The 23,178-nt window shown below is 67.4% G+C and carries 28 protein-coding genes; 18 read left to right on the top strand and 10 right to left on the bottom strand.

From position 1 onward, the window contains the following. Positions 1–42 precede the first annotated feature (42 nt). The 6 genes from glnA to aroQ form a co-directional block, all read right to left on the bottom strand. Entirely contained in the window at positions 43–1,455 is a 1,413-nt protein-coding gene (gene glnA / locus NPJ82_RS07660) for a type I glutamate--ammonia ligase (RefSeq protein ID WP_112382364.1), read from the bottom strand. 85 nt (positions 1,456–1,540) lie between these two features. Then, positions 1,541–1,879 carry a P-II family nitrogen regulator gene (locus tag NPJ82_RS07665; protein WP_112382363.1) on the bottom strand — a complete coding sequence of 113 codons (339 nt, stop codon included), beginning with the start codon at positions 1,877–1,879 and terminating at the stop codon, positions 1,541–1,543. A 160-nt stretch (positions 1,880–2,039) separates the two neighbouring features. After that, entirely contained in the window at positions 2,040–2,375 is a 336-nt protein-coding gene (gene arsC, locus NPJ82_RS07670; protein ID WP_342658891.1) for an arsenate reductase (glutaredoxin), read from the bottom strand. Positions 2,376–2,616: 241 nt separating this feature from the next. After that, complete coding sequence (gene accC / locus NPJ82_RS07675; protein WP_112382361.1) at positions 2,617–3,969, bottom strand: acetyl-CoA carboxylase biotin carboxylase subunit; 1,353 nt, start codon at positions 3,967–3,969, stop codon at positions 2,617–2,619. A 5-nt stretch (positions 3,970–3,974) separates the two neighbouring features. Beyond that, complete coding sequence (gene accB / locus NPJ82_RS07680) at positions 3,975–4,463, bottom strand: acetyl-CoA carboxylase biotin carboxyl carrier protein (protein WP_112382360.1); 489 nt, start codon at positions 4,461–4,463, stop codon at positions 3,975–3,977. Between the two features lie 14 nt (positions 4,464–4,477). Continuing rightward, positions 4,478–4,912, bottom strand: a complete 435-nt coding sequence (aroQ, locus tag NPJ82_RS07685; protein ID WP_149681563.1) for a type II 3-dehydroquinate dehydratase — start codon at positions 4,910–4,912, stop codon at positions 4,478–4,480. A gap of 90 nt (positions 4,913–5,002) precedes the next feature. Here aroQ and thiS point away from each other — a divergent pair, with 90 nt between their 5' ends. The 3 genes from thiS to NPJ82_RS07700 all read left to right on the top strand — a co-directional run bounded on the left by thiS (position 5,003) and on the right by NPJ82_RS07700 (position 7,229). Then, entirely contained in the window at positions 5,003–6,010 is a 1,008-nt protein-coding gene (gene thiS, locus NPJ82_RS07690; RefSeq protein ID WP_276589524.1) for a sulfur carrier protein ThiS, read from the top strand. A gap of 94 nt (positions 6,011–6,104) precedes the next feature. Then, positions 6,105–6,287 carry a CsbD family protein gene (locus NPJ82_RS07695; RefSeq protein ID WP_112382359.1) on the top strand — a complete coding sequence of 61 codons (183 nt, stop codon included), beginning with the start codon at positions 6,105–6,107 and terminating at the stop codon, positions 6,285–6,287. Between the two features lie 243 nt (positions 6,288–6,530). Then, positions 6,531–7,229: an EAL domain-containing protein gene (locus tag NPJ82_RS07700; RefSeq protein ID WP_342658981.1), complete on the top strand. Its 699-nt coding sequence runs from the start codon at positions 6,531–6,533 to the stop codon at positions 7,227–7,229. Here the strand turns inward: NPJ82_RS07700 and NPJ82_RS07705 are convergent. Then, a complete protein-coding gene (locus tag NPJ82_RS07705; protein WP_342658892.1) occupies positions 7,207–8,859 on the bottom strand; it encodes a thiamine pyrophosphate-binding protein in 1,653 nt (550 codons plus the stop codon). The two genes, NPJ82_RS07700 and NPJ82_RS07705, sit on opposite strands and share 23 nt — an antisense overlap. Positions 8,860–8,957: 98 nt before the next feature. On the opposite strand from NPJ82_RS07705, the gene NPJ82_RS07710 reads away from it, so the two are divergent. The 6 genes from NPJ82_RS07710 to NPJ82_RS07735 all read left to right on the top strand — a co-directional run bounded on the left by NPJ82_RS07710 (position 8,958) and on the right by NPJ82_RS07735 (position 14,518). Next, positions 8,958–9,665: a CoA transferase subunit A gene (locus NPJ82_RS07710; protein WP_342658893.1), complete on the top strand. Its 708-nt coding sequence runs from the start codon at positions 8,958–8,960 to the stop codon at positions 9,663–9,665. Positions 9,666–9,808: 143 nt separating this feature from the next. Continuing rightward, positions 9,809–10,633 carry an HAD family acid phosphatase gene (locus NPJ82_RS07715; protein ID WP_342658982.1) on the top strand — a complete coding sequence of 275 codons (825 nt, stop codon included), beginning with the start codon at positions 9,809–9,811 and terminating at the stop codon, positions 10,631–10,633. Between the two features lies 1 nt (position 10,634). Next, on the top strand, positions 10,635–11,282 hold the full coding sequence (locus NPJ82_RS07720; RefSeq protein ID WP_149681559.1) for a 3-oxoacid CoA-transferase subunit B: 648 nt from the start codon (positions 10,635–10,637) through the stop codon (positions 11,280–11,282). A 98-nt stretch (positions 11,283–11,380) separates the two neighbouring features. After that, positions 11,381–12,817 carry a 3-isopropylmalate dehydratase large subunit gene (gene leuC, locus NPJ82_RS07725; RefSeq protein ID WP_342658894.1) on the top strand — a complete coding sequence of 479 codons (1,437 nt, stop codon included), beginning with the start codon at positions 11,381–11,383 and terminating at the stop codon, positions 12,815–12,817. A 110-nt stretch (positions 12,818–12,927) separates the two neighbouring features. Continuing rightward, positions 12,928–13,557: a 3-isopropylmalate dehydratase small subunit gene (leuD, locus tag NPJ82_RS07730; protein ID WP_112382354.1), complete on the top strand. Its 630-nt coding sequence runs from the start codon at positions 12,928–12,930 to the stop codon at positions 13,555–13,557. Beyond that, positions 13,520–14,518: an NADPH:quinone oxidoreductase family protein gene (locus NPJ82_RS07735; protein WP_342658895.1), complete on the top strand. Its 999-nt coding sequence runs from the start codon at positions 13,520–13,522 to the stop codon at positions 14,516–14,518. The genes leuD and NPJ82_RS07735 overlap by 38 nt, the downstream gene beginning before the upstream one ends. Before the next feature lie 16 nt (positions 14,519–14,534). Here the strand turns inward: NPJ82_RS07735 and NPJ82_RS07740 are convergent, their stop codons facing one another. Next, positions 14,535–14,666, bottom strand: coding sequence for a hypothetical protein (locus tag NPJ82_RS07740; RefSeq protein WP_342658896.1), 132 nt, complete (start codon positions 14,664–14,666; stop codon positions 14,535–14,537). Between the two features lie 165 nt (positions 14,667–14,831). Between NPJ82_RS07740 and NPJ82_RS07745 the strand changes: the two genes are divergently transcribed. The 9 genes from NPJ82_RS07745 (at position 14,832) to nadA (ending at position 20,614) form a co-directional block, all read left to right on the top strand. After that, positions 14,832–15,155, top strand: coding sequence for a DUF1476 domain-containing protein (locus NPJ82_RS07745; RefSeq protein ID WP_112382353.1), 324 nt, complete (start codon positions 14,832–14,834; stop codon positions 15,153–15,155). A gap of 3 nt (positions 15,156–15,158) precedes the next feature. Beyond that, on the top strand, positions 15,159–15,395 hold the full coding sequence (locus NPJ82_RS07750) for a BolA family transcriptional regulator (protein WP_149681557.1): 237 nt from the start codon (positions 15,159–15,161) through the stop codon (positions 15,393–15,395). 5 nt (positions 15,396–15,400) lie between these two features. Continuing rightward, positions 15,401–15,727, top strand: a complete 327-nt coding sequence (grxD, locus tag NPJ82_RS07755) for a Grx4 family monothiol glutaredoxin (protein ID WP_112382636.1) — start codon at positions 15,401–15,403, stop codon at positions 15,725–15,727. A gap of 54 nt (positions 15,728–15,781) precedes the next feature. After that, positions 15,782–15,928: a hypothetical protein gene (locus NPJ82_RS07760; protein ID WP_342658897.1), complete on the top strand. Its 147-nt coding sequence runs from the start codon at positions 15,782–15,784 to the stop codon at positions 15,926–15,928. A 97-nt stretch (positions 15,929–16,025) separates the two neighbouring features. Next, entirely contained in the window at positions 16,026–16,394 is a 369-nt protein-coding gene (locus NPJ82_RS07765; RefSeq protein WP_112382351.1) for a BlaI/MecI/CopY family transcriptional regulator, read from the top strand. Next, positions 16,391–17,992: a M56 family metallopeptidase gene (locus NPJ82_RS07770; RefSeq protein WP_342658898.1), complete on the top strand. Its 1,602-nt coding sequence runs from the start codon at positions 16,391–16,393 to the stop codon at positions 17,990–17,992. Before NPJ82_RS07765 ends, NPJ82_RS07770 begins: the two co-directional genes overlap by 4 nt. A 59-nt stretch (positions 17,993–18,051) precedes the next feature. Continuing rightward, positions 18,052–18,909: an MBL fold metallo-hydrolase gene (locus NPJ82_RS07775; RefSeq protein ID WP_342658899.1), complete on the top strand. Its 858-nt coding sequence runs from the start codon at positions 18,052–18,054 to the stop codon at positions 18,907–18,909. Continuing rightward, entirely contained in the window at positions 18,891–19,619 is a 729-nt protein-coding gene (locus NPJ82_RS07780; protein WP_342658900.1) for a DUF4230 domain-containing protein, read from the top strand. The genes NPJ82_RS07775 and NPJ82_RS07780 overlap by 19 nt, the downstream gene beginning before the upstream one ends. After that, on the top strand, positions 19,616–20,614 hold the full coding sequence (nadA, locus tag NPJ82_RS07785; protein WP_342658901.1) for a quinolinate synthase NadA: 999 nt from the start codon (positions 19,616–19,618) through the stop codon (positions 20,612–20,614). The genes NPJ82_RS07780 and nadA overlap by 4 nt, the downstream gene beginning before the upstream one ends. A 4-nt stretch (positions 20,615–20,618) precedes the next feature. Here the strand turns inward: nadA and NPJ82_RS07790 are convergent, their stop codons facing one another. Continuing rightward, positions 20,619–21,581, bottom strand: a complete 963-nt coding sequence (locus tag NPJ82_RS07790) for a glycoside hydrolase family 43 (protein WP_342658902.1) — start codon at positions 21,579–21,581, stop codon at positions 20,619–20,621. After that, complete coding sequence (locus NPJ82_RS07795; RefSeq protein ID WP_267350923.1) at positions 21,578–23,113, bottom strand: MFS transporter; 1,536 nt, start codon at positions 23,111–23,113, stop codon at positions 21,578–21,580. The genes NPJ82_RS07790 and NPJ82_RS07795 overlap by 4 nt, the downstream gene beginning before the upstream one ends. Positions 23,114–23,178 lie beyond the last annotated feature (65 nt).

The raw sequence follows: 23,178 nt of genomic DNA on the forward strand, positions 1-23,178 counted from the left end.
GGAGCCGTTGCCGGCTCCCCTTCCCATGGCGATCGGTGGGGATCAGCCCGAATAATACATGTCGTATTCGACCGGCGACGGGGTCATCTCCCAGCGCGCGACCTCGTGATACTTCAGCTCGATATAGGACTCGATCTGCTCCTTGGAGAAGACGTCGCCCTTCAGGAGGAAGTCGTGGTCCGCCGCCAGGCTTTCCAGCGCCTCGCGCAGCGAGGCGCAGACGGTCGGGACCTGGGCGAGCTCTGCCGGCGGCAGGTCGTACAGGTTCTTGTCCATCGCCTCGCCCGGATGGATCTTGTTCTGGATGCCGTCCAGGCCCGCCATCATCAGCGCCGCATAGGCGAGATAGGGGTTGGCGAGCGCGTCGGGGAAGCGGACTTCGACGCGCTTCGCCTTGGGACCGGTGCCGTAGGGGATGCGGCACGATGCCGAGCGGTTGCGCGCCGAATAGGCGAGCAGCACGGGCGCCTCATAACCCGGGACCAGACGCTTGTACGAGTTGGTCGTCGGGTTGGTGAAGGCGTTCACCGCCTTGGCATGCTTGATGATGCCGCCGATGAAATAAAGGCACATGTCGGACAGGCCGGCATAGCCGTTGCCCGCGAACAGCGGATCCTTGCCGTTCCAGATCGAGAAGTGGGTGTGCATGCCCGAGCCGTTATCTTCCTTGATCGGCTTGGGCATGAAGGTCGCGGTCTTGCCATAGGCATGGGCGACCTGGTGCACGACATACTTGTAGATCTGCATGCGATCGGCAGTCTGGGTCAGCGTGCCGAAGGTCATGCCCAGTTCGTGCTGCGCGGCGGCGACCTCGTGATGGTGCTTGTCGCAGGGCAGGCCCATTTCGAGCATGGTGGTGACCATCTCGCCGCGGATGTCGACCGCGGAGTCGACCGGGGCCACGGGGAAATAGCCGCCCTTGGCGCGCGGACGGTGACCGAGATTGCCGGTCTCGTAATCGCGGCCGGTGTTGGTCGGCAGCTCGATATCGTCGATCTTGAAGTAGGAACCGGCATAGTTGGTGTCGAACTTCACGTCGTCGAACATGAAGAATTCGGCTTCCGGACCGACATAGACGGTGTCGCCGATGCCGGTGGTGGTCAGATACGCCTCGGCGCGCTTGGCGGTCGAGCGCGGGTCACGCGCATAAAGCTCGCCGGTCGAGGGCTCGACCACGTCGCAGAACACGATCAGCATCGGCGTCGCCGAGAAGGGATCGGTATAGACGGCGTCGAGATCGGGCTTCAGCACCATGTCCGACTCGTTGATGACCTTCCAGCCCTCGATCGAGGAGCCGTCGAACATCAGGCCGTCGGTGAACTCGTCCTCGCCCATGATCGAGGCGACCATGGTCAGGTGCTGCCACTTGCCCTTGGGGTCGGTGAAGCGCAGATCGACCCACTCGATCTCTTCTTCCTTGATCTTGTTCAGGATGTCGGTGGCCGTCATCGCCATGATACGTCGTTCCTCTTGTCGTCGTTATACCCCGGCCGATGAGGCCGGAGGTGTCCGGGATGGGTCGGGAAGGGGAAAAGCGGGATCAGATCGCCGCGTCGTCGCGCTCTCCGGTACGGATGCGCAAAGCGGTTTCGACCGGGATCACGAAGATCTTGCCGTCGCCGATCCGGCCGGTCTGCGCAGCGGCGGCGATCGCCTCCACCACGCGTTCGGCCAGTGCGTCCTCGACGACAACCTCCAGCTTCACCTTGGGCAGGAAGTCGACGACATATTCGGCACCCCGATAAAGCTCGGTGTGCCCCTTCTGTCGCCCGAAACCCTTCGCCTCGGTCACCGTGATGCCCGACACGCCGATTTCGTGCAGCGCTTCCTTTACCTCATCCAGCTTGAACGGCTTGATGATCGCCTCAATCTTTTTCACGAGACCGGATGCCCCCAAACGCGTTTGAACCCTCGCCCGTCAGGGCGCCTTGCACAGGATGTGCCAGATGCTCGCCCCTTGGGCGAGGCAATCGAATGCCGCCGATCGCTGCCCATTAAACGGGCAGACGGGCAGCATGTGCCCGAAAGAGCGGCAATGCTCAGAGAATGTCCCGCACACGCTCGGGCGGGCGGCCGAGCACGACGCCGCGCGCGGTTTCGACCAGCGGCCGCTCGATCAGGATGGGATTGATCGCCATCGCCTCAAGGATCGCGAACTCGTCCGCCTCGGCGAGTGCCTTGGCCTCCGGCTCGGCACGGCGCAGGCCTTCGCGCGGGGAAAGACCGGCGCGCGCATAGAGGCGGTGCAGCGTTTCCACGGTGGGCGGCGATTTTAGATATTCGACGATCTCCACCTCGGCGCCGGCTTCGCGCAGCAGGGCAAGCGCCTCGCGCGATTTGGAGCAGCGCGGATTGTGGTAGATCGTTGCCTTCATCGATCGGCCTTTTGGCAGGATCGGGGCGCTTTGTGGAGGGGTTTGTTTTGGTGGGTGGGCGGGTGAGGGGTAGCCAAGCAGCGCCGCACTGTTGGTCTGCCCCTCACCCCCCACGGCTTCGCCGCGGTGCCCCCCTCTCCCCGGGGGGGGGGAGAGGGTTTTAGGCCTGCTTGGCGAGCGATCGACGGGATGATTTGTTTGGCCTGCTACCCCTCTCCCCGGAGGGGAGAGGGTTAAGAGGTCAGGCGTCTTGTTTCGCCAGCCATTCCTCCAGCCACTTGATCGTGTACTGGCCGTCCTGGAACTCGGGATCGTCGAGCAGCGCCTGGTGGAGCGGGATGGTGGTCTTCATCCCCTCGATCACGAACTCCTCCAACGCGCGGCGCAGGCGGCGGAGTGCGCCGTTGCGGGTGGCGCCGTAGACGATCAGCTTGGCGACCATGCTGTCGTAATAGGGCGGCACCTTGTAGCCCTGATAGAGGCCGCTATCGACGCGGACGTGCATGCCGCCCGGTGCGTGATAGACCTTTACCGTGCCGGGCGACGGCGCGAAGGTGCGCGGGTCCTCGGCATTGATGCGGCATTCGATCGCGTGACCGCGGAACTCGACATCCTGCTGCTCGAAGGTCAGCGGGCGCCCCTCGGCGATCTGGATCTGCTCGCGCACCAGATCGAGGCCGGTGATCATCTCGGTGACGGGATGTTCGACCTGAAGGCGGGTGTTCATTTCGATGAAATAGAACTCGCCGTCTTCCCACAGGAATTCGATCGTGCCGGCGCCGCGATAGCCCATATCGGCCATCGCCCTGGCGACGACGCCGCCCATCCGCTCGCGCTCCTCGGCGGTGATGATCGGCGAGGGCGCCTCCTCCAGCACCTTCTGGTGCCGGCGCTGGAGCGAGCAGTCGCGCTCGCCCAGGTGGATCGCCTTGCCGTTGCCGTCGCCGAAGACCTGGAATTCGATATGCCGGGGGTTGCCCAGATATTTTTCCATGTAGACGGTGGCGTCGCCGAACGCGGCCTTCGCCTCCGAGCCGGCCTGCTGCATCAGCGTTTCAAGCTGGTCTTCGGACGGCACGACCTTCATGCCGCGGCCGCCGCCGCCCGATGCCGCCTTGATGAGCACGGGATAGCCGATCTCGGCAGCGAGCGCCTTGGCCTCCTCGACATCGGTGATCGCGCCGTCGGAGCCGGGGACGAGCGGCAGGCCGAGCGCGCCGGCGGTGCGCTTGGCCTCCACCTTGTCGCCCATGATACGGATATGTTCGGGCTTGGGGCCGACGAAGATGAGGTTATGCGCCTCCACGATCTCGGCGAACTTGGCGTTTTCCGACAGGAAGCCATAGCCGGGGTGGATCGCGTCCGCGCCGGAGATCTCGGCCGCGGAGATGATGTTGGGGATGTTGAGGTAGCTGTCGCCGGCGGCCGGCGGCCCGATGCAGATCGCCTCGTCCGCCAAGCGGACGTGCATCGCATCGGCGTCCGCGGTGGAATGCACCGCCACCGTCTTGATGCCCATTTCATGGCAGGCGCGGTGGATGCGCAACGCAATCTCGCCGCGATTGGCGATCAGGAGCTTCTTGATCGAGCGCACGAGGCTTACTCGACGACGATCAGCGGCTGGTCGAACTCGACCGGCTGGCCGTTCTCGACCAGCACGGCGGTGACGGTGCCGGCCTGGGGCGCGGTGATCGGGTTCATCACCTTCATCGCTTCCACGATCAGCAGCGTGTCGCCGGCGGCGACCTTCTGCCCGATGCTGGCGAACGGCTTGGCGCCCGGTTCGGCCGAAAGGTAGCAGGTGCCGACCATCGGCGAGCGGACCGCGTTCGCGCTGGTCGCAGGCGCCGAGGCGCCGATCTCGGCGGCGACGGGCGCGGCCGGTGCCGGTTGCACCGCGAGCGGCGCGGGGGCCGGCGCGTAATGCGCATGGGCGGCGGCGATGGGAGCGGCCTTGCGCGCGACGCGGATCTTGCGATCGCCATGCTCGACCTCGATCTCGGTCAGGGCGGTGGCATCGAGGAGTTCGGCGAGCTGGCGGACAAGGTCGACATCGACCTTCATGGCCTGTTCAGTCTGTTCGGTCATGGCGGCGGCTCCTGTCAGAAGCGGGCGGCGGCTTCAAGCGCCAGCAGGTAGGAAAGCGCGCCGAAACCGGCGATTGTGCCTTTTGCGGCACGCCCGACAAAGCTGTGATGACGAAATTCCTCCCGCGCGTGCGGGTTGGAGAGGTGGACCTCGATCACCGGAGTCGTGACCGACTTGATCGCATCGTGGATCGCGACCGAGGTGTGGGTGAAGCCGCCGGCGTTCAGCAGCACGGCGCGCGCCTGATGGGCTTGCGCCTCGTGCAGCCAGTCGACCAGATGCCCCTCATGGTTCGACTGGCGCAGGTCGATCTCCAGCCCCAGTTCGCGGGCGCGATCCTCCAGCATGCCGGCAATGTCGTCCAGCGTGTCGCGGCCATAGATTTCGGGCTCGCGCAGGCCGAGCAGGTTGAGGTTGGGGCCGTTGAGGACATAGACGATGTCGGCCAAGGGCGGGTCCTTCACGTTGCCTGATTGCTGATCCGCTACCTATATGGGGATGAACGCGCCGCCAAGGCCGGCCCCAAGATTGGAACCATGATGCCCCATACCGACGGAACCGTGACCATCAGCGTGAATGGCGAGCACAAGCGTGTGGCGGCCGGGCTCAGCCTCGCCGATCTGGCGAGCGAGCTGGGGCTGGTACCGGAAAAGGTGGCGGTAGAGCGGAACATGGAGGTGGTGCCGCGCTCGACCCTGAAGGATGTCTGCGTCGAGGATGGCGACGATATCGAGATCGTGCATTTCGTCGGCGGTGGCGATCACGTGGCGCCGGTGACCGAGGACAGCTGGAGCGTGGCGGGACGCACCTTCCGCTCGCGGCTGATCGTCGGCACCGGCAAGTATAAGGACTTCGCGCAGAACGCCGCGGCCGTGGAGGCGAGCGGGGCGGAGATCGTGACGGTGGCGGTGCGCCGGGTGAACGTGTCCGACCGCAATGCGCCGATGCTGACCGACTATATCGATCCCAAGCGGATCACCTACCTGCCCAACACCGCGGGCTGCTTCACCGCGGAGGATGCGATCCGCACGCTGCGGCTGGCGCGGGAGGCGGGGGGCTGGGACCTCGTCAAGCTGGAGGTGCTGGGCGAGGCCAAGACGCTGTATCCGGACATGGTGGAGACGATCCGCGCGACCGAGATCCTGGCCAAGGAGGGTTTCCAGCCGATGGTCTACTGCGTCGACGATCCGATCGCGGCGAAGCGGCTGGAGGATGCGGGGGCGGTGGCGATCATGCCGCTGGGCGCGCCGATCGGGTCGGGGCTGGGGATACAGAACCGGGTGACGATCCGGCTGATCGTGGAAGGGGCGAACGTGCCGGTGCTGGTCGATGCGGGCGTTGGGACCGCGTCGGATGCGGCGGTGGCGATGGAGCTGGGGTGCGACGGCGTGCTGATGAACACGGCGATCGCCGAAGCGAAGGACCCGATCATGATGGCATCGGCGATGCGGGCGGCGGTGGAGGCGGGGCGCCTGTCGTACCGCGCGGGACGGATGGGACAGCGCCGCTATGCCGACCCGTCGAGCCCGCTGGCCGGCCTGATCTGAATCAAGCCATCACGGAACCGTATCGGGGTCGATCCGTTTTCCTGTCACGAGTTTTGCGACACCATGTCGGTGTCGCCGCATAATGGAGGCAGGAATGGGCGAGCTGACCGACAAGATCAAGGGTAACATCAACGAAGCCGTCGGCAAGGTGAAGGAAGCGATCGGCGATCACCAGAACAACCCGGAACTGAAGGCCGAGGGCCAGGGCCAGCAGGTCGAAGGCAAGGGCGAGCAGTTCAAGGGCAAGGTCAAGGGTGCGCTTGGCGACGACATCTAAGCCCCGACTGTTGAACAGTTGACGGAGCGGCCGTCCCGGATATGCCGGGGCGGCCGTTTTGTTATGCGCGGGTGTCTTGTGCGCAGGGATGGCGGGGGGGCGGCGATGACGCGATCGGTTGGTCAGGATGATGTTAAGCATTTCGCCGCTAACGGTGGCGCCATGGAAATGTCGCACACCTTCGACCGGGTCGGCGCCTGTGTCGCCTGTCGATCCGGCGACGCGCCTGATTTCGCGCTGTCGATGGCCTTTCAACCGATCGTAGACATGCGCACGGAGCGGACCTGGGCCTATGAGGCGCTGGTTCGGGGGCGTGACGGCGCGGGGGCGGCCGAGGTGCTGGGGCGCGTCACCGACGCGAATCGCTATGCTTTCGACCAGCAATGCCGGGTGGCGGCGATCGAACGCGCCGTGGCGGCGGGCCTGCTGGCGGATGGCGCAAAGCTGTCGATCAACTTCCTGCCCAATGCGGTATATTCGCCAAAGGCCTGCATCCAGCTGACCCTGAAGACGGCCGCGGCGAACCACCTGCCGATCGACCGGCTGATGTTCGAATTCACCGAAACCGAGCGCATGGCCGATGCCGCGCATGTGCAAAACATCATCGACACCTATCAGGCGATGGGCTTCGTGACCGCGCTCGATGATTTCGGCGCGGGCCATGCCGGACTTGGCCTGCTCGCCCGCTTCCGCCCCGATTTCATCAAGCTGGACATGGAGTTGCTGCGCGGCATCGACAGCAGCGCGCCGCGCCGGATGATCGTGGAGGCGATGGTGGGGCTGTGCGCCAGGCTGGGCGTGACGGTGATCGCCGAGGGGATCGAGACGCGCGGCGAACTGGATGCGGTCCGTTCGCTGGGGATCGACCTGGTACAGGGCTATCTGCTGGCAAGCCCCGCGTTCGAGGCGCTGCCGGGCGTCACCCTGCCGGTCGCCGCCTGATCGCGGCCAGCGTGGCGGCGGGGGTGATCGCCTCCACATCCGTCCGGCAGTGGAGGAGGCGGACGCCGCGTTCCCGCTGTGCACGCGCCAGCGCAGGGGCGAAGTCCTTCGTCCGCTCCACGGTTTCCGCCCAGCAGCCATAGGCGCGCGCAAGGGCGGCGAAGTCGGGATTGGCGAGGCGGGTGGCAGCGACGCGGCCGGGATATTCCCGCTCCTGATGCATGCGGATCGTGCCATAGGCGCCGTTGTCGACGATGATGACCAGCATCTGCGCATCATGCTGGACCGCGGTGGCGAGTTCCTGCCCGTTCATCAGGAAGCAGCCATCGCCGGCGAGTGCGACCACCATGCGTTTGGGGTGGCGCAGCGCGGCGGCGACCGCGGCGGGGACGCCGTAGCCCATCGCGCCGGCGGTCGGCGCAAGCTGCGACCCGGGGCCGGCATAGGGCCAGTAGCGATGCCACCAGCCCGAGTAATTGCCGGCGCCGTTGCAGATGATCGTGTCGGCGGGAAGCGCCTCGCGCATCGCGGCGACGCAGGGGCCGAGGTCCATGGCGACGCCCTCGCGCGGGGCAGGCGTAGACCAGCGTTGCCATTCGGCATGCGCCTCCGCCGCGGCAGGGGAGGGTTCGATCGGCGGTTCGGCCGCGGCGAGTGCGTCGGCGAATTCCTGCATGCCCGCACAGACCGCGATGTCGGCGCGGTAGGCGCTGTTCAGTTCGGCGGGATCGGGATGGACGTGGATCAGCGTCTGGCCGGGATGGTCGGGGGTGACGAGGGTGTAGCCATCGGTGGTCGCCTCCCCGAGCCGGGGGCCGACGACCAGCAGCAGATCGGCGGCGCGGACACGCTCCACCAGCCGGGGGTTGGGACCGTAGCCGAGATTGCCGGCCCAGACCGGTGCCATGTTGTCGATCGCGTCCTGACGGCGGAAGGCGGCAGCGACGGGCAGGCCCCAGTTGCGGGCGAACCCGGCAAAGGCGGCACTGGCTGCACTGTTCCAACCGGCGCCGCCGATGATGGCGAGCGGGTTGCGGGCGGCGCGCAGCTGCTCCAGCACCGGCGCGACGGATGGGGGAAACTGGTCGCAGCGTTCGACGTGGAGCCGATCCGTCGCCTCGACCATGTCGCACAGCATATCCTCGGGCAGGGCGAGAACCACCGGACCGGGGCGCCCGTTCATCGCGGTGGCATAGGCCCTGGCAACATATTCGGGGATGCGGCGGGCATCGTCGATCCGTGCCGCCCATTTGGCGATGGGCGTGAACATCGCCTGGAAGTCGATTTCCTGAAAGGCCTCGCGGTCGCGGGTGCCGCGGTCGACATCACCGATGAACAGGATCATCGGCTGCGAATCCTGCCGCGCGACATGAACGCCGATCGATGCGTTGGTGGCGCCGGGACCACGCGTGACGAAGGCGATGCCGGGGCGGCCGGTGAGCGTGCCGTCCGCACAGGCCATGAAGGTCACGCCACCCTCCTGCCGGCAGGTGACGAGATCGATCGCGGGCGTATCGTGCAGCGCGTCCAGCACCGCGAGGAAGCTTTCGCCCGGCACCGTAAAGATGCGGTCGCATCCTTGCGCCAGAAGCGAGTCGACGAGGATGCGGCCACCGGTACGCTTGGTCATGACAGGCAGCCTAGCGCGGCAGCCGGGCCGCTGCCAAGCGATGGGTTGACCGGGATCAGGCCCGCCGCCTAACGCGGGCACAAACGAGAGGGACCAGCATGCGCAAACTCTATCCCGATGCGGCCGCAGCGCTAGACGGATTGCTGTTCGACGGCATGACGATCTGCGCGGGCGGGTTCGGCCTGTGCGGTATTCCGGAACGGCTGATCGACGCGATCCAGGCGGCGGGCACCACCGGGCTGACCATCGCCAGCAACAATGCCGGCATCGATGGCGAGGGGCTGGGCAAGCTGCTCCGTACCCGTCAGGTCAAGAAGATGATCTCCAGCTATGTCGGCGAGAACAAGGAGTTCGAGCGGCAATATCTGAGTGGCGAGCTGGAGGTGGAATTTTGTCCGCAAGGCACGCTTGCCGAGCGGTGCCGGGCGGGGGGCGCGGGCATTCCGGGCTTCTACACCAAGACGGGCGTCGGCACGCTGGTGGCCGAGGGCAAGGAAGTGAAGAGCTTCGATGGAGGGGATTACATCCTGGAGCGCGGTATCCGCGCCGACCTGTCGATCATCAAAGGGTGGAAGGCGGACGAGGCGGGCAACCTGATCTTTCGCAAGACCGCGCGCAACTTCAACCAGCCGATGGCGACCGCGGGCAAGATCTGCGTCGCCGAGGTGGAGGAAGTGGTGCCGGTGGGCACGCTGGACCCCGATCAGGTGCACCTGCCGGGCATCTATGTGAAGCGGATGATCGTCGGCAGCCCGTACGACAAGAAGATCGAGTTCCGCACCGTGCGCGAGCGGCCGGCGGCGTGACAGGCAAGGCGCGGATCGCGATCGGCGCCGCTGCGGCGGTGCTGCTCGCCGGCTGTGCGTCGCGGCGCGCCGAGCCGGTGGCGGCGCTGCCCAAGCCGGGACAGACCTATCAGGTCGACGGGCAGACGCTGACGATCACCGGGATGACCGCGCTGCCCTCGCCCGCCGGTGCCGCGGTAGCGGCTCCGGTGGCGCCGGCGGGCGCGCCGGCACAGTTCCAGTATCTCTACGGGTCCGGCGAGGGTGCCGCGATCAGCGTGCAGGCGTGGAACGATCTGGTCCGCTATGCGCGCGATACGGTGAAGGCGCGGCCGGCGGACAGCGTGGTACTGGCGCCGGGCGCGACGCTTTCCGATCCTCGCTATGTGGCCTGTGGGGCCAAGCCCTATGCCGCCGTGTTCGACGTGGACGAGACGGTGCTGCTGAACCTGGGCTTCGAATATGATGCGGTCGGCGGGCGTGCCTTCGACCAGAAGCGCTGGGATGCGTGGGAGCGGACGGGCGCGACTCAGGTGGCGGCGGTGCCGGGTGCGAAGATGGGGCTGGACGCACTGCGCGCGATGGGCGTGACGGTGGTGTTCAACACCAACCGCGCGGTGGGCAATGCCGCACAGACCAAAGCAGCGATCGAGGGCGTGGGGCTGGGTCCGGCGCGACACGGGGAAACGCTGTTCCTGGCGGGCGACGATGCCGACGGGTCGAAAAAGGATGGTCGGCGCGCGACCATCGCGCGGCGCTACTGCGTGATCGCGATGGGTGGCGACCAGTTAACCGACTTTTCCGACCTGTTCAACGCCGGGCTGACCCCGGTGCAGCGCCGGGCGGCCGTGATGGCCGCGCCGATCGCCGGTCGCTGGGGCGCGGGGTGGTTCGTGCTGCCCAACCCCGTCTACGGATCGGCGCTGAAGGGCGGCGTCGACGACATCTTTCCGCCAGCGGTTCGCTGGACACCCGCAGGGGAGCAATGACATGGCATGGGATCGCAACCAGATGGCCGCGCGCGCGGCCAGGGAACTCCGCGACGGCTTCTACGTCAATCTGGGCATCGGCATTCCGACCCTGGTCGCCAACCATATCCCCGACGGGGTCGAGGTGACGTTGCAGTCCGAAAACGGCATGCTGGGCATCGGCCCGTTTCCCTATGACGACGCGGTCGACCCCGACCTGATCAACGCCGGCAAGCAGACGATCAGCGAGCTGCCGCAAAGCGCCTATTTCGGGTCCGAGCAGAGCTTTGCGATGATCCGCGGCGGGCATATCGACCTGACGGTGCTGGGTGCGATGGAGGTCGCGGAAAATGGCGACATCGCCAACTGGATGATCCCGGGCAAGATGATCAAGGGGATGGGCGGCGCCATGGACCTGGTGGCGGGCGTCAAGAAGATCATCGTGGTGATGGAGCATAACGCCAAGGACGGCAGCGCGAAGTTCATCCCCGCCTGCACCCTGCCGCTGACCGGGCGCAACGTGGTGGACATGATCGTCACCGATCTGGCGGTGTTCCAGCGCCCCGATCATGACAGCGCGTTCCGGTTGATCGAGCTGGCGCCGGGCGTGACGCAGGAGGAGGTCGCGGCGAAGACCACGGCGGCCTATGAGGTGGCGATCGCGGCCTGAGCGGGATTGGGGGGGCGCGCAACATGGGCGGCGATTTCCGCAACATACTTGCGCCGCCCCTTGGTTCGGCGCGCGATTTGCGTTAACGGGCGGCCATCATGGCCACCAATCCGCAGACCCTGTACGAAAAGATCTGGGCGTCGCATGTCGTGGAACGGCGCGACGACGGCACCTGCCTGCTCTATATCGACCGTCACCTCGTCCATGAGGTGACGAGCCCGCAGGCGTTCGAGGGGCTGCGCGCCGCCGGACGCCGGGTGCGGCGGCCCGAACTGACGCTGGCGGTGCCGGACCACAACCTGCCGACGACGCCGCGCACCGATGCCGCCGGGCGCCTGCTGCCGATCGCGGATCCGGAAAGCGCGCAGCAACTGGATGCGCTGCGCCGGAACACCGCCGAATTCGGCATCGACTATATCGACGCGACCGCCGCCGAGCAGGGCATCGTCCATGTCGTCGGGCCGGAACTGGGCTTCACCCTGCCGGGCACGACACTGGTGTGCGGGGACAGCCATACCTCCGCGCATGGGGCGCTGGGCGCGCTCGCCTTCGGGATCGGCACGTCGGAGGTGGAGCATGTGCTCGCCACGCAGACGCTGCTGCTGTCGCCGTCGAAGACCATGGAAGTGCGCGTCGAGGGTACGCTGGGCTTTGGCGTGTCGGCCAAGGACGTGATCCTGGCGATCATCGGGCGGATCGGGGCGGCGGGCGGCACCGGCCATGTCATCGAATTCACCGGCAGCGTGATCCGCAACCTGTCGGTCGAGGGGCGGCTGACGATCGCCAACATGTCGATCGAGGGGGGCGCGCGCGCCGGCCTGATCGCGCCGGACGAGACGACCTTTGCCTACCTCAAGGGGCGGCCGATGGCGCCCAAGGGCGCGGACTGGGAGCGTGCGGTCGATTGGTGGCGCACGCTGCCGAGCGATGCGGGCGCGCGCTATGACCGCAGCGTGGTATTAGACGCGACCGATATCGCCCCGGCGCTGACCTGGGGGACGAGCCCGGAGGATGTGGTGCCGATCACCGGCGCCGTGCCCGATCCCGACAGCTTTGCCGATCCGTCCAAACAGGCGGCGGCGCGCAAGTCGCTGGAATATATGGGGCTGACACCCGGCACCGCGATGCAGGACATCGGCGTGCAGCATGTCTTTATCGGCAGTTGCACCAACAGCCGGATCGAGGATCTGCGCGCCGCCGCCTCGGTGGCGAACGGGCGGCACGTGGCGGACGGGGTGCGGGCGCTGGTGGTGCCCGGCTCGGGGCTGGTCAAGCGACAGGCGGAGGCCGAGGGGCTGGACCGCATCTTCGTGCAGGCCGGGTTCGAATGGCGCGAGCCGGGCTGTTCGATGTGCCTGGCGATGAACCCGGACAAGGTGCCGCCGGGCGAGCGCTGTGCCTCCACCTCCAACCGCAATTTTGTCGGTCGGCAGGGTCCCGGTGCGCGCACGCATCTGGTATCGCCCGCGATGGCCGCCGCCGCGGCCGTCACCGGACGCCTTGCCGACGTCCGTGAATTGATGGGAGAAGTGTGATGAAGCGCGTTCTTGTTCTGCTGGTCGCCGGTGCCGTGGCCAGCGGCGTGGCCGCCTATACCGCCGGCGTGGCACGACCCTCGGCGAGCGTCGCCGCGAAGCGCTGAGCCATGGAACCGGTCACTGCCGTGTCGGGCACCGCCTATCCCTGGGGTGCCAAGAACATCGACACCGACGTCATCATCCCGGCACACTGGCTGAAGACGATCACCCGCGCGGGCCTGGGCCGCGGCGCGTTCGAGACGGTGCGCGCGCAGCCGGGCAACATCTTCGACGATCCGCGCTATGCCGGCGCGCCGATCCTGATCGCCGGTGACAATTTCGGGTGCGGGTCGAGCCGCGAACATGCCGCCTGGGCATTGGCGGACATGGGCGTGCGGGCGGTGATCGCGCCGTCCTTTTCGGACATCTTCTCGGGCAACGCGTTCAAGAACGGCATCGTGCCCGTCGTCCTGCCGCAGGCGGCGATCGACCGGCTGGTCGAGGTGGCGCGCGAGCAGCCGATCACCGTCGACCTGGAATCGATGACGGTGACCACGCCGTTCCAGGATCGCTTCCCCTTCGAACTGGATGCGTTCCGGCGCCGGTGCCTGATGGAAGGACTGGACGAGATCGGGCTGACGCTGGCACAGGATGAAGCCATTGGCCGGTTCGAAGGGACGATGGACGATCATCGCCCGTGGATCGCCGGGAGGAGTGGCTATGCGGGCGTTGCTGTCGCGGAGTATCGGCGGACCTGACACGCTGGATCTGGCGGACCTGCCCGACCCGGTGGCCGGGCGCGGCCAGGTGGTGGTGCGTGTCCATGCCTGCGCGATCAACTACCCGGATGTCCTGATCATCGAGGACAGGTACCAGATCAAGCCGCCGCGCCCCTTCGCGCCGGGTGGCGAGATTTCCGGTGTGATCGAGGCGGTTGGCGAGGGCGTCGAGGGCTGGACGGTCGGCGACCGGGTGCTGGCGGTGACCGGGTTCGGCGGTCTGGCGGAGCGGGTGGTGGTGGATGCGCCGCGGCTGTTCGCGCTGCCGGCGGAGCGCGATTTCGCGGAGGGCGCGGCGCTGCTGCTGACCTATGCCACCGTCATCCATGCGCTGGTCGATCGCGGACGGCTGCGCGAGGGGCAGACCTTGCTGGTGCTGGGTGCGGCCGGTGGCGTCGGGCTGGCGGCGATCGAATTGGGCAAGGCACTGGGGGCGCGGGTGATCGCCGCGGTGTCTTCGGAGGAAAAGGCCCGGGTGGCCCGGTCGGCAGGCGCGGACGACACGCTGGTCTATGGCCAAGCGCCGTTCGACAAGGACCAGTCGCGCGCACTGGCCGATGCGTTCAAGGCGGCGACGGGCGGACACGGCGCGGATGTGATCCTAGACCCGGTCGGCGGCGATTATGCCGAGCCGGCGCTGCGTGGGATCGCTTGGGAAGGGCGCTATCTGGTGGTCGGCTTCCCGGCGGGTATTCCGCGCCTGCCGCTGAACCTGACGCTGCTGAAAAGCTGTGACGTGTGCGGCGTGTTCTGGGGCGCATTCGCGGCGCGCGATCCGGAGGCCAATCGGTCGCATGTGGCGACGTTGATGGCATTATGGGCGGAAGGTAGAATCGCGCCGCGGGTGACCGAGCGGTTCGCGCTGGAGGATGGCGGGCGGGCGATCGCCCGGTTGGCGGCGCGTGGCGCGACGGGAAAGCTGGTCGTCGAACTGGCCTGACGCGGCCGCAAGCGGCTCAGGCGACGGCAAGTACCAGGGCGACGATCGTGGCCCAAAGTGCCAGCGAGATCAGCGCGCCGAAGGCAAAGCCCACCATGACCGGCGGCGAGTGGTTGAGCGCGGGCGCGGGGCCGAAATGGCGGGTCATGGTCTCTCTCCTTTGGTGTCGTTGTGGACATCCCGTATCTAACATACCTGTGAAATGGACCTTGGTTCCACCCTTCGTCGCATCGCCCTCGCCCGCGCATGGCAGGCGTTGCGTCCGGCCCCCGTGCCCCCTATCTCGCCGGTAGAATGAAAAGGGGACTGCCGCATGACCATGTTCGACGACCGTGAGCGCGCCGAGGAGGCGAAGTTCGCGCGGGATCAGGAAATGCTGTTCCGCATTACCGCCCGCCGCAATCGCCTGGTCGCGCAATGGGCGGCGAAGCAGATGCAACTGACCCCGGCGGAAACCGACGCCTATGCCAAGGCGGTCGTGCAGGCCGATTTCGAGGAAGCCGGCGACGAGGACGTGATCCGCAAGCTGGTCGGCGACCTGACCGCGGCGGGGGTGGAAGCCGACGAGCCCACCGTGCGCCGCGCGCTGGAAGAACAGGCGGTGGAAGCCCGCCGCCAATTAATGGAAAGCCGCTGAACCATGCCGATGGCCGCAGACGATATCGCCACGCTGATCCGCGCCGGCATTCCCGATGCCGAGGTGGAGATCACCGACCTGGCCGGTGACGGCGATCATTATGCCGCGCGGGTGACCGCGGCCAGCTTTGCAGGCATGAACCGCGTCCAGCGTACCCGCGCGGTCTATGCCGCGCTGGGCGACCGCATGGGCGGCGAACTCCACGCGCTTCAACTTACCACTGCACTTCCCCAAGGATGATCGACATGACCGACGACACCCAGGCCCGCATCGACGCGCTGGTCAAGCAGAACCCCGTGGTGCTGTTCATGAAGGGCAGCCCGCTGTTTCCGCAGTGCGGATTTTCCAGCCGCGCGATCGCGATCCTCAACCACCTGAACGTCGAATTCGAAAGCGTCGACGTGTTGCAGGACCAGGGCATCCGGCAGGGGATCAAGACCTATTCGGATTGGCCGACCATCCCGCAGCTTTACGTCAACGGCGAGTTCGTCGGCGGATCGGACATCATGATGGAGATGTACGAGAGCGGCGAGTTGGCGCAGTTGTTCGAAGGCTCCGACGCCGCGAACTGACGATGAACGGGGCGGGTGCCGATAGCATCCGCCCTTTGCTTTCGGGGGCAAAGGATGACCGAGCTTCCACCCCGGCCCGCGGGCGAGGACGACCGCCGCGCGCGCGAAGCGCTGCTGGGGGCACTGCGCGCGGTGCGTGACGATCGCAAGGCGCTGGACGCCTGGCGGAACCGCGGCAAGGAGTGCCGTATCCTACGATAGGATAGCGAAAGGAGCATCCGGGCTGTGGCCGCCGCCCGGCATTGACTACGCTCGTAATCGATGTGATTACATGCGTAGTCGATAAGAGGAGCGAGTCGTGGCCGAGCGCATCAGCGATGCCGAACATGCGGTGATGGAGGTGCTGTGGGACGATGCGCCGCTCACCGCGCAGGACGTGGCCGAACGGGTGGACCCCGACCGTGGCTGGAGCGCCAACACCGTCAAGACGCTGCTCGGCCGGCTGCTCGCCAAGAAGGCGATCGTCCATGAGGAGGATGGTCGCCGTTACCTGTATCGGCCAGCGGTGGCGCGTGGCGACTATGTCGAGGGCGAGTCGCGGCGGCTGATCGACCGGCTGTTCGGCGGCCGCCTGACCCCGCTGGTCGCGCATCTGGCCGAGCGCGACGCACTGAGCGCGGATGACATCGCCGAGATCGAAGCCCTGTTGAAGGAGCTGAAGTCATGATCGCCTGGATCGTCGAAGCCCTGATCGCCTCCACCCTGTTGATGGCGATGGTGTTGATGGTGCGTCGCCCGGTGCGCCGCGTATTCGGGCCGCAGATCGCCTATGCGCTGTGGGCGCTGCCCGCGCTGCGGCTGATGCTGCCGCCATTGCCCGCCGAATGGCGCAGTCATGTCGCCATGCCGATCAGCCGCGCGAGCGAGGCGGTGAGCGGACTGGTGCTGCCGGTCAGCGAGGCGACGCCGGCCGCGACGGCGGCGATCAGCGCGCCCGAGGCGGCGGCCGTGCCGTGGACGCTGATCCTGTGGGGCGGCTGGGCGCTGGGTGCGGCGGCGTTCTTCCTGGTGCACCTGATGCGGCATCGCCGCTTCTGCCGCCGCCTGCTGGGCGATGCGCGGATGGTGGACGAGGTGGACGGCGTGCGCGTGATCGAAAGCGCGGGCGCCTCCGGGCCGCTGGCGTTCGGGGTCGGGCGCCGCTTCGTGGCGTTCCCGCGCGATTTTGCCGAGCGCTACGACGCCGATGAGCGCGAACTGGCGCTGGCGCACGAACTGGGCCATCATCAGCGCGGCGATCTGGCGGCGAACTGGGTCGCGCTGGGCGTGCTGGCCATGCACTGGTTCAACCCGCTGGCGTGGCGGGCTTTTCGCGCCTTTCGCTGCGACCAGGAACTGGCCAACGACGCACTCGTGCTGGCCGGGCGCAGCCGCGCGGATCGCCACATCTATGCCTGTGCCATTGTGAAGGCGGCGCATGGCGGTGCGATCTCGGCGGCATGCCACCTGCATACGATCAGCGACCTGAAGGGGCGGCTGAAGATGCTGTCGAACACGCGGCTGTCGCGCACGCGGTTGATGACGGGGGCCGCGGCGGTGGTGGGCGTCGTCACCACCGGGTTGTTTGTGACCGCATCGGGGACGCAGGCCGCGGCCGCCGTGACCCGCCGGATCGAGGCGGCGACGGGCGTCACGCTGACGACGATCGACCGTGCACCCGCGATCGCCGCGCCGGCAACGGTGCCGACCCCGCCGCCGGTTCCCGCGGTCAAGCAGGGCCGGACGCATGTCGTGATCGTCAAGGACGGCAAGCGCACCGAATATGAGGGCAAGGCGGCCGAAGACTATCTGGCAAAGCATCCGGCCCCGATCCCGCCCGTGCCGCCGGCCATTGCCGTCATGCCAGCGGTGCCGGCCGTGCCGACCACGCCATCCATGGCCCATCTGGCAAACCCGCCGATGCCGCCAATGCCCGCGATGCCGCCGATGCCGAACGTTCCCCAGGTGGTCGAGCGGAACTGCGGCCCAGGCATGGGCGGATCGCGCCGCGAGATGGTGATCCAGTCGTCCAAGGGCGGCAAGCGCACCATGGTAGTCTGCACCAACCGCATCGAGGCGGCCGCCGCCGAGGGGGCGCGGGTTGCCGCCAAGAGCAAGGCGATCCGTGCCCAGGCCATGGCCAGTGCGCTCGCCAGCCTGGACACCGCGCGCGCCAGCATCCGTGCCCAGCGCGACATGAGCAGCGAGCAGCGGCGTGCGGCGCTCGCCGGGATCGACGAGGCGATGGTCGAGATGCGCAGCGAGATGGCGTCCGACGACGAGTGAGCGCGGCACCGGAGGCGGCGGGCTTGCGTCCGGCGCCTCCGCTTGCCACATCGCCGGGCATGGCAGAGCATCCGACCGGCCTCCCGATCCAGCTCGAGCCGCTGGTCACGCGCATATTGGCGCCCAATCCGTCCGCCTTCACGCATACGGGCACGCAGGTGCATCTCGTCGGCAGCGAGGATCTGGCGGTGATCGATCCCGGCCCGGACGATCCCGAACATCTGGCTGCGCTGGTAGCGGCGATCGGCGGGCGACGGGTGGTGGCGATCGTCATCACCCACCACCACCGCGACCATAGCCCGGCGAGCCGACCCCTGGCGGCGATCACCGGCGCCCCGATCGTTGGCGCGGCCCCCTTCGGGCCGAGCGATGCCGGCGCACGATCGGATGCGGCTTTCGATGCGGACTATGTGCCCGACCGGGTGCTGGGTGAGGGCGAGCGGGTCGCCGGCACCGGATGGACGCTGGAGGCGGTAGCGACGCCGGGGCACACCTCCAACCATCTGGCATTCGCCCTGATCGAGACAGGCGCGTTGTTTTCGGGCGATCACGTCATGGGATGGTCGACCACCATCGTCTCGCCCCCCGATGGCGACATGACCGCCTATATGGCCAGCCTGGAAAAGCTGATGGAGCGGGGCGACCGCATCTATTATCCGGGGCACGGCGAGGCGGTGGAAAATCCGCGGCGGCTGGTCCGCGGCATGCTGGGCCATCGCCGGGCGCGCGAGGGGCAGATATTGCGGCTGTTGCGCGCCGAAGGGCATGAGGTGCCAGCGATGGTCGCGCGGATGTATGCAGGGCTGGACCGCAAGCTGTGGCCGGCGGCGGCGCGTTCGGTGCTGGCGCATCTATACGACCTGCGAGGCCGCGGACTGGTAAGGGAGGAAGGCGAGACGTGGACGATCGCAGCGTGAGTGCGACCCCGGCGCGGGGCGGGGGCATTGCCGCGTTTCTGGCCAAGGCGGCGGGCGTGGTCGTAATCCTGGTGCTGGCGGTGCTGATCGCGATGTGGTGCATCCAGCGTTACGTGACCGAGCGGCTGACCCCCGATCCGGTGACGATCGCGCGGGCCAGTCTGGAGGGGATGCGCGAGCAGAACCGGCTGTCCGCCTTTGCCGCGCGCTATGTCGCGGTGGTGACCTCGCAACAGGCGCAATATGGCTTTTCGACGGAAAAGACGCTGATCATGCCGGGCACCGTCCGCTACGAGGTCGATCTGGGCAAGTTGCAGCAGCGCGATGTGGCGTGGGACGCGAATACGCGCACCCTGTCGGTGACGCTGCCGCCGGTCGAGATCGACGGGCCGCAGGTCGAGCTGGGCGCGATCAAGGAGTATGGATCGGGGGGCCTGCTCACCACCTTTACCGACGCCGAGAAGCGGCTGGACGCGGCGAACCGCAAGGCGGGGCTGGCCGAACTGGTGCGGCAGGCGCGCGACGCGACGCCGATGCGGCTGGCGCGGGACTCGACGCGGCGGGCGGTGGAGCGCAGCTTTGCGATGCCACTGCGCGCGGCCGGCGTCGATGCGCAGGTGAAGGTGCGCTTCGCCGACGAGCCCACGCCGTCGACCGAACGCTGGGACACCTCGCGTTCCGTGGAAGAGGTGCTAGGGAACGCATCATGACCATTCAGACGAATCTGACCGGCCTGGACCTCCGCGCCGAGATCGACCGCCTCCGTCGCGAGCGTAACGCCGTGATCCTGGCGCATTATTACCAGAAGCCCGAAATCCAGGACATTGCCGATTTCGTCGGCGACAGCCTCGATCTCAGCCGCAAGGCGCAGGCGACGGATGCGGACGTGATCGCATTCTGCGGGGTGCGCTTCATGGCGGAGACGGCCAAGATCCTGAGCCCCGACAAGGTGGTGATCCTGCCCGACATGGATGCCGGGTGCAGCCTGGAGGATAGCTGTCCGCCCGAGCAGTTCGCGGAGTTCCGCGCGCAGCATCCCGATCACATCGCGCTGACCTACATCAACTGCTCGGCGGCGGTGAAGGCGCTGTCGGACGTGATCGTCACGTCGTCGTCGGCCGAGACGATTCTGGCGAAGATCGATCCGGCGCAGAAGATCATCTTCGGGCCGGACCGCAATCTGGGCGGCTATCTGGCGCGCAAGACGGGGCGTGATCTGCTGCTGTGGCCGGGGGTGTGCATCGTGCACGAGGCGTTCAGCGAAACCGAGTTGCTGAAGCTGAAGGCGCAGTACCCGACCGCGCCGATCGCCGCGCACCCCGAATGCCCGGCGGTGATCCTCGACCATGCTGATTATGTCGGGTCGACGCGCGGCATCCTGGAATATGCCGCCACCGTGACCGGCGACACGCTGATCGTCGCGACCGAGCCGCACATCATCCACCAGATGGAAAAGGCGATGCCCGGCAAGCGCTTCATCGGCGCGCCGGGGGCGGACGGCAACTGCAACTGCAACATCTGCCCGTACATGGCGCTGAACACGATGGAGAAGCTCTACATCGCGCTGCGCGACCTGGAGCCGCGGATCGAGATCGAGGAAGGGCTGCGGCTGAATGCCAAGAAGAGCCTGGACGCGATGCTGAGCCTGGCGAGCGGGACGGTGGGGCTGGGCGATCTGGGCCCGGCCAAGGTGACCGGCGACTGATGCGTCAGGGGCGGGCGAGCCGCACGCGGGTGGGCGCGTCGCGGTTCACCGACAGCTGCCCGTCCCGTTCCCGGATCTCGGCGATCTGCAACACGGTGCGGCGGCCCCAGTCGGGGTTTCCCCGCGCCTCCGCCTCGCCGGACTGGTGGACGAAGTAGATCAGATAGGCGCGGTCGCCGGACACGATCACGTCCGGATGCTGCCCCTTGGCGCGGTCGGTGGGGGCGGTGCCGGGATCGCCGAGGATATGGCCGGGCTGCCGGGTCCAGTGCACGCCGTCGTCGGAGCGCAGGACGAGCAGGCCCTGCCACGCGTCCGAGATCAGCCACCAGCGGTTCTTCCAGCGGAACGCCTTGGGCCCCTCGCCGGGCGTGTCGACGACTGTGTCGCGGACCGTCCAGTGGGTCAGGTCCGCACTGTCGGCATAGCGGATCGCCTTGTTGCCGCGCTCGTCGTTGAACCACAGGCGATAGCCGCCGGTGGGAAGCGGCAGGACGCTGGCGTCGATCACCCGGTCCGAGCCGAGGTCGAGCCGGTCGGCACAGGTCCAGCGCGCCAGATCGTCGCTGGTCAGATGCTGGATGAAGCGGGGGTGGTTCCAGTCGCGGAAGATGCCGGGGACGACCGTGACCCACATGTGCCAGCGTCCGTCGATCCGGTGCACTTCGGGGGCCCACAGCGTCTCGCCCGTGCACGCGCGGGGGATCGCCGCGGTGCCGGCGTAGCGCCAATGCGCGCCGTCCCTTGACCGCGCGATGCCGATCGCGGTGCCGTGGACCCAACGCACATCCTGCTCGTCCGCCAGCGGCAGGGTCGCGCGGCGGTTGGTGTAGAACATCACCCATTCTTTGGTCCTGGGGTCGTATGTCGTGGAGGCGTCGGCGGCGCCGTCGTGGACGGGATCGCGGTAGAGGGGCCTGGGGGCGACGGGGGCGCTGCCGAGAAGGGCAAGGGCGAGCGCGATCATTTCGCCGCGACCGGGTTGCGGCCCCAAAGCTGGTCATAGCGCCAGCCGGACAGATCCTCGACGATACGGCCGGTATCGGGGGTCGCAGGGCGGGTGCCGCCGGCGCGCAGCCGTTCGATCTCGTCAAGCAGAACGGCATGGGTGGCGGGCGTCAGGCGGAACCGGGTGGAGACGAGCGCGCCGAAGACGAGCATCGCGATGGTGCCCAGGCCAAGGACGCCAACGATGGCGGCGATCGCGGTGGGGCTCTGCACGCTGGCCTTCGACACGAAGCCCGATGCCTGCATGACCTGGCCGACGAGGATGACGGCGGCGGCCTGGCTCATCTTGCGCACAAAGGTCATGACGCCGGCAAAGGCGCCCTCGCGCCGGCGGCCGGTGACGATCTCGTCGACATCGGCCATGTAGTTGTACGTCGCCCAGGGGATGTAGTTGAGCGCCCCGCGGCCGAGGCCGGCAAAGACGACGGGCAGCCAGAACAGCGCCGAGGTCGCGGTATAGCCTGCCATATACATGCCGAGGAAGATCAGCACGCCGATCGCAAAGCTGAGCGTGGCGAAGCGGTAGGCGGCGGCGGGCGACAGGCGCAGCGCGAAGTTGATCGCGATGACGACGGCGACGAGCTGGACGATATAGGTCACGCCGACCAGTTGCCCGACGATCGCGGTCGAGCCCGCAAGCGCGAAGATCACGAAATAGGTAAAGGCCGCGTTGTAGATATCCTGGCTGATATAGCCGCCCAGATACATGCCGAGATGCAGCCGGAAGGCGCGGATGCGCAGCGTGGAGAACAGGTTGCGGTAGAGCGCGGCGAAGGCCGCACCGAGCGTCGGCCGGTCGCGCTCCTCGGCGGCGGCGAGTTCGGGCGGGCGCTGCCGTTCCCAGCTGAAGGTGTAGAGAAGGCCGGCGGCGATCATGAACAGCACCGAAAAGATGATGCCCATGTAGAGATAGGTGTCGGGCGAATCTGGCCCCAGCCAGCCGATCAGCCAGGCCGGCAGAAAGGCGGCGGCGATGGCGGAGCATTGCCCGCACAGGATACGCGCGCCGGCGAACTTCGCCTTGGTCCGGTAATCGGTCGCCATCTCGCTGGCGAGCGTCTCGTAGGGGATGATCTCCATCGCATAGACCATCTCGAACAGGACGTAGGTAACGAGATAATACCAGAAGCTTTGCCCCGCGACCCACATGATCGCGAAGGAAGGCAGGAGCGGGATAGCGGCCAGGATGAAGAAGCGGCGGCGGCCGAAGCGCCGGCCGAGCCAAGTGCGACCGATATTGTCGGAGACATGGCCGATCAGCGGGCTGGTGAACGCATCCAGCACGCGCGCGACGCCGAAGATGATCGTCGCCTGCGCCGCGGACAGGCCGCAAAAGCTGGTATAGAAGATCAGGATCCAGGTGGAGATGACCGCCATCGAGCCGGCGCCCATAACGTCGTTCGCGCCGTAGGTAAGCAGCGTGTACCAGCGTACCGGGCGGGTGGGGGCGGTGGGCAGGATCGGCCGGGCGGCGATGGGATCGGTGGCCATCTCGATTACTCGCTTTTGCCGTCGCCCTCACCCTTGCAGCGCCTTGGCGCCTCCCTGCCCGGTAA

Source organism: Sphingomonas sp. NY01 (assembly GCF_038809135.1).
In the GTDB taxonomy this organism is placed as follows: domain Bacteria; phylum Pseudomonadota; class Alphaproteobacteria; order Sphingomonadales; family Sphingomonadaceae; genus Sphingomonas; species Sphingomonas carotinifaciens.

Coding starts and splice junctions, on each gene's coding strand:
- NPJ82_RS07735 (WP_342658895.1), top strand. CDS start 13,520: ATGCGGGCGTTGCTGTCGCGGAGTATCGGCGGACCTGACACGCTGGAT.
- leuD (WP_112382354.1), top strand. CDS start 12,928: ATGGAACCGGTCACTGCCGTGTCGGGCACCGCCTATCCCTGGGGTGCC.
- NPJ82_RS07750 (WP_149681557.1), top strand. CDS start 15,159: ATGCCGATGGCCGCAGACGATATCGCCACGCTGATCCGCGCCGGCATT.
- NPJ82_RS07775 (WP_342658899.1), top strand. CDS start 18,052: ATGGCAGAGCATCCGACCGGCCTCCCGATCCAGCTCGAGCCGCTGGTC.
- NPJ82_RS07695 (WP_112382359.1), top strand. CDS start 6,105: ATGGGCGAGCTGACCGACAAGATCAAGGGTAACATCAACGAAGCCGTC.
- NPJ82_RS07790 (WP_342658902.1), bottom strand. CDS start 21,581: ATGATCGCGCTCGCCCTTGCCCTTCTCGGCAGCGCCCCCGTCGCCCCC.
- NPJ82_RS07740 (WP_342658896.1), bottom strand. CDS start 14,666: ATGACCCGCCATTTCGGCCCCGCGCCCGCGCTCAACCACTCGCCGCCG.
- NPJ82_RS07700 (WP_342658981.1), top strand. CDS start 6,531: ATGGCCTTTCAACCGATCGTAGACATGCGCACGGAGCGGACCTGGGCC.
- accB (WP_112382360.1), bottom strand. CDS start 4,463: ATGACCGAACAGACTGAACAGGCCATGAAGGTCGATGTCGACCTTGTC.
- NPJ82_RS07705 (WP_342658892.1), bottom strand. CDS start 8,859: ATGACCAAGCGTACCGGTGGCCGCATCCTCGTCGACTCGCTTCTGGCG.
- arsC (WP_342658891.1), bottom strand. CDS start 2,375: ATGAAGGCAACGATCTACCACAATCCGCGCTGCTCCAAATCGCGCGAG.
- grxD (WP_112382636.1), top strand. CDS start 15,401: ATGACCGACGACACCCAGGCCCGCATCGACGCGCTGGTCAAGCAGAAC.
- leuC (WP_342658894.1), top strand. CDS start 11,381: ATGGCCACCAATCCGCAGACCCTGTACGAAAAGATCTGGGCGTCGCAT.
- nadA (WP_342658901.1), top strand. CDS start 19,616: ATGACCATTCAGACGAATCTGACCGGCCTGGACCTCCGCGCCGAGATC.
- NPJ82_RS07715 (WP_342658982.1), top strand. CDS start 9,809: ATGACCGCGCTGCCCTCGCCCGCCGGTGCCGCGGTAGCGGCTCCGGTG.
- NPJ82_RS07710 (WP_342658893.1), top strand. CDS start 8,958: ATGCGCAAACTCTATCCCGATGCGGCCGCAGCGCTAGACGGATTGCTG.
- NPJ82_RS07745 (WP_112382353.1), top strand. CDS start 14,832: ATGACCATGTTCGACGACCGTGAGCGCGCCGAGGAGGCGAAGTTCGCG.
- thiS (WP_276589524.1), top strand. CDS start 5,003: ATGCCCCATACCGACGGAACCGTGACCATCAGCGTGAATGGCGAGCAC.
- glnA (WP_112382364.1), bottom strand. CDS start 1,455: ATGGCGATGACGGCCACCGACATCCTGAACAAGATCAAGGAAGAAGAG.
- NPJ82_RS07770 (WP_342658898.1), top strand. CDS start 16,391: ATGATCGCCTGGATCGTCGAAGCCCTGATCGCCTCCACCCTGTTGATG.
- NPJ82_RS07795 (WP_267350923.1), bottom strand. CDS start 23,113: ATGGCCACCGATCCCATCGCCGCCCGGCCGATCCTGCCCACCGCCCCC.
- NPJ82_RS07720 (WP_149681559.1), top strand. CDS start 10,635: ATGGCATGGGATCGCAACCAGATGGCCGCGCGCGCGGCCAGGGAACTC.
- NPJ82_RS07760 (WP_342658897.1), top strand. CDS start 15,782: ATGACCGAGCTTCCACCCCGGCCCGCGGGCGAGGACGACCGCCGCGCG.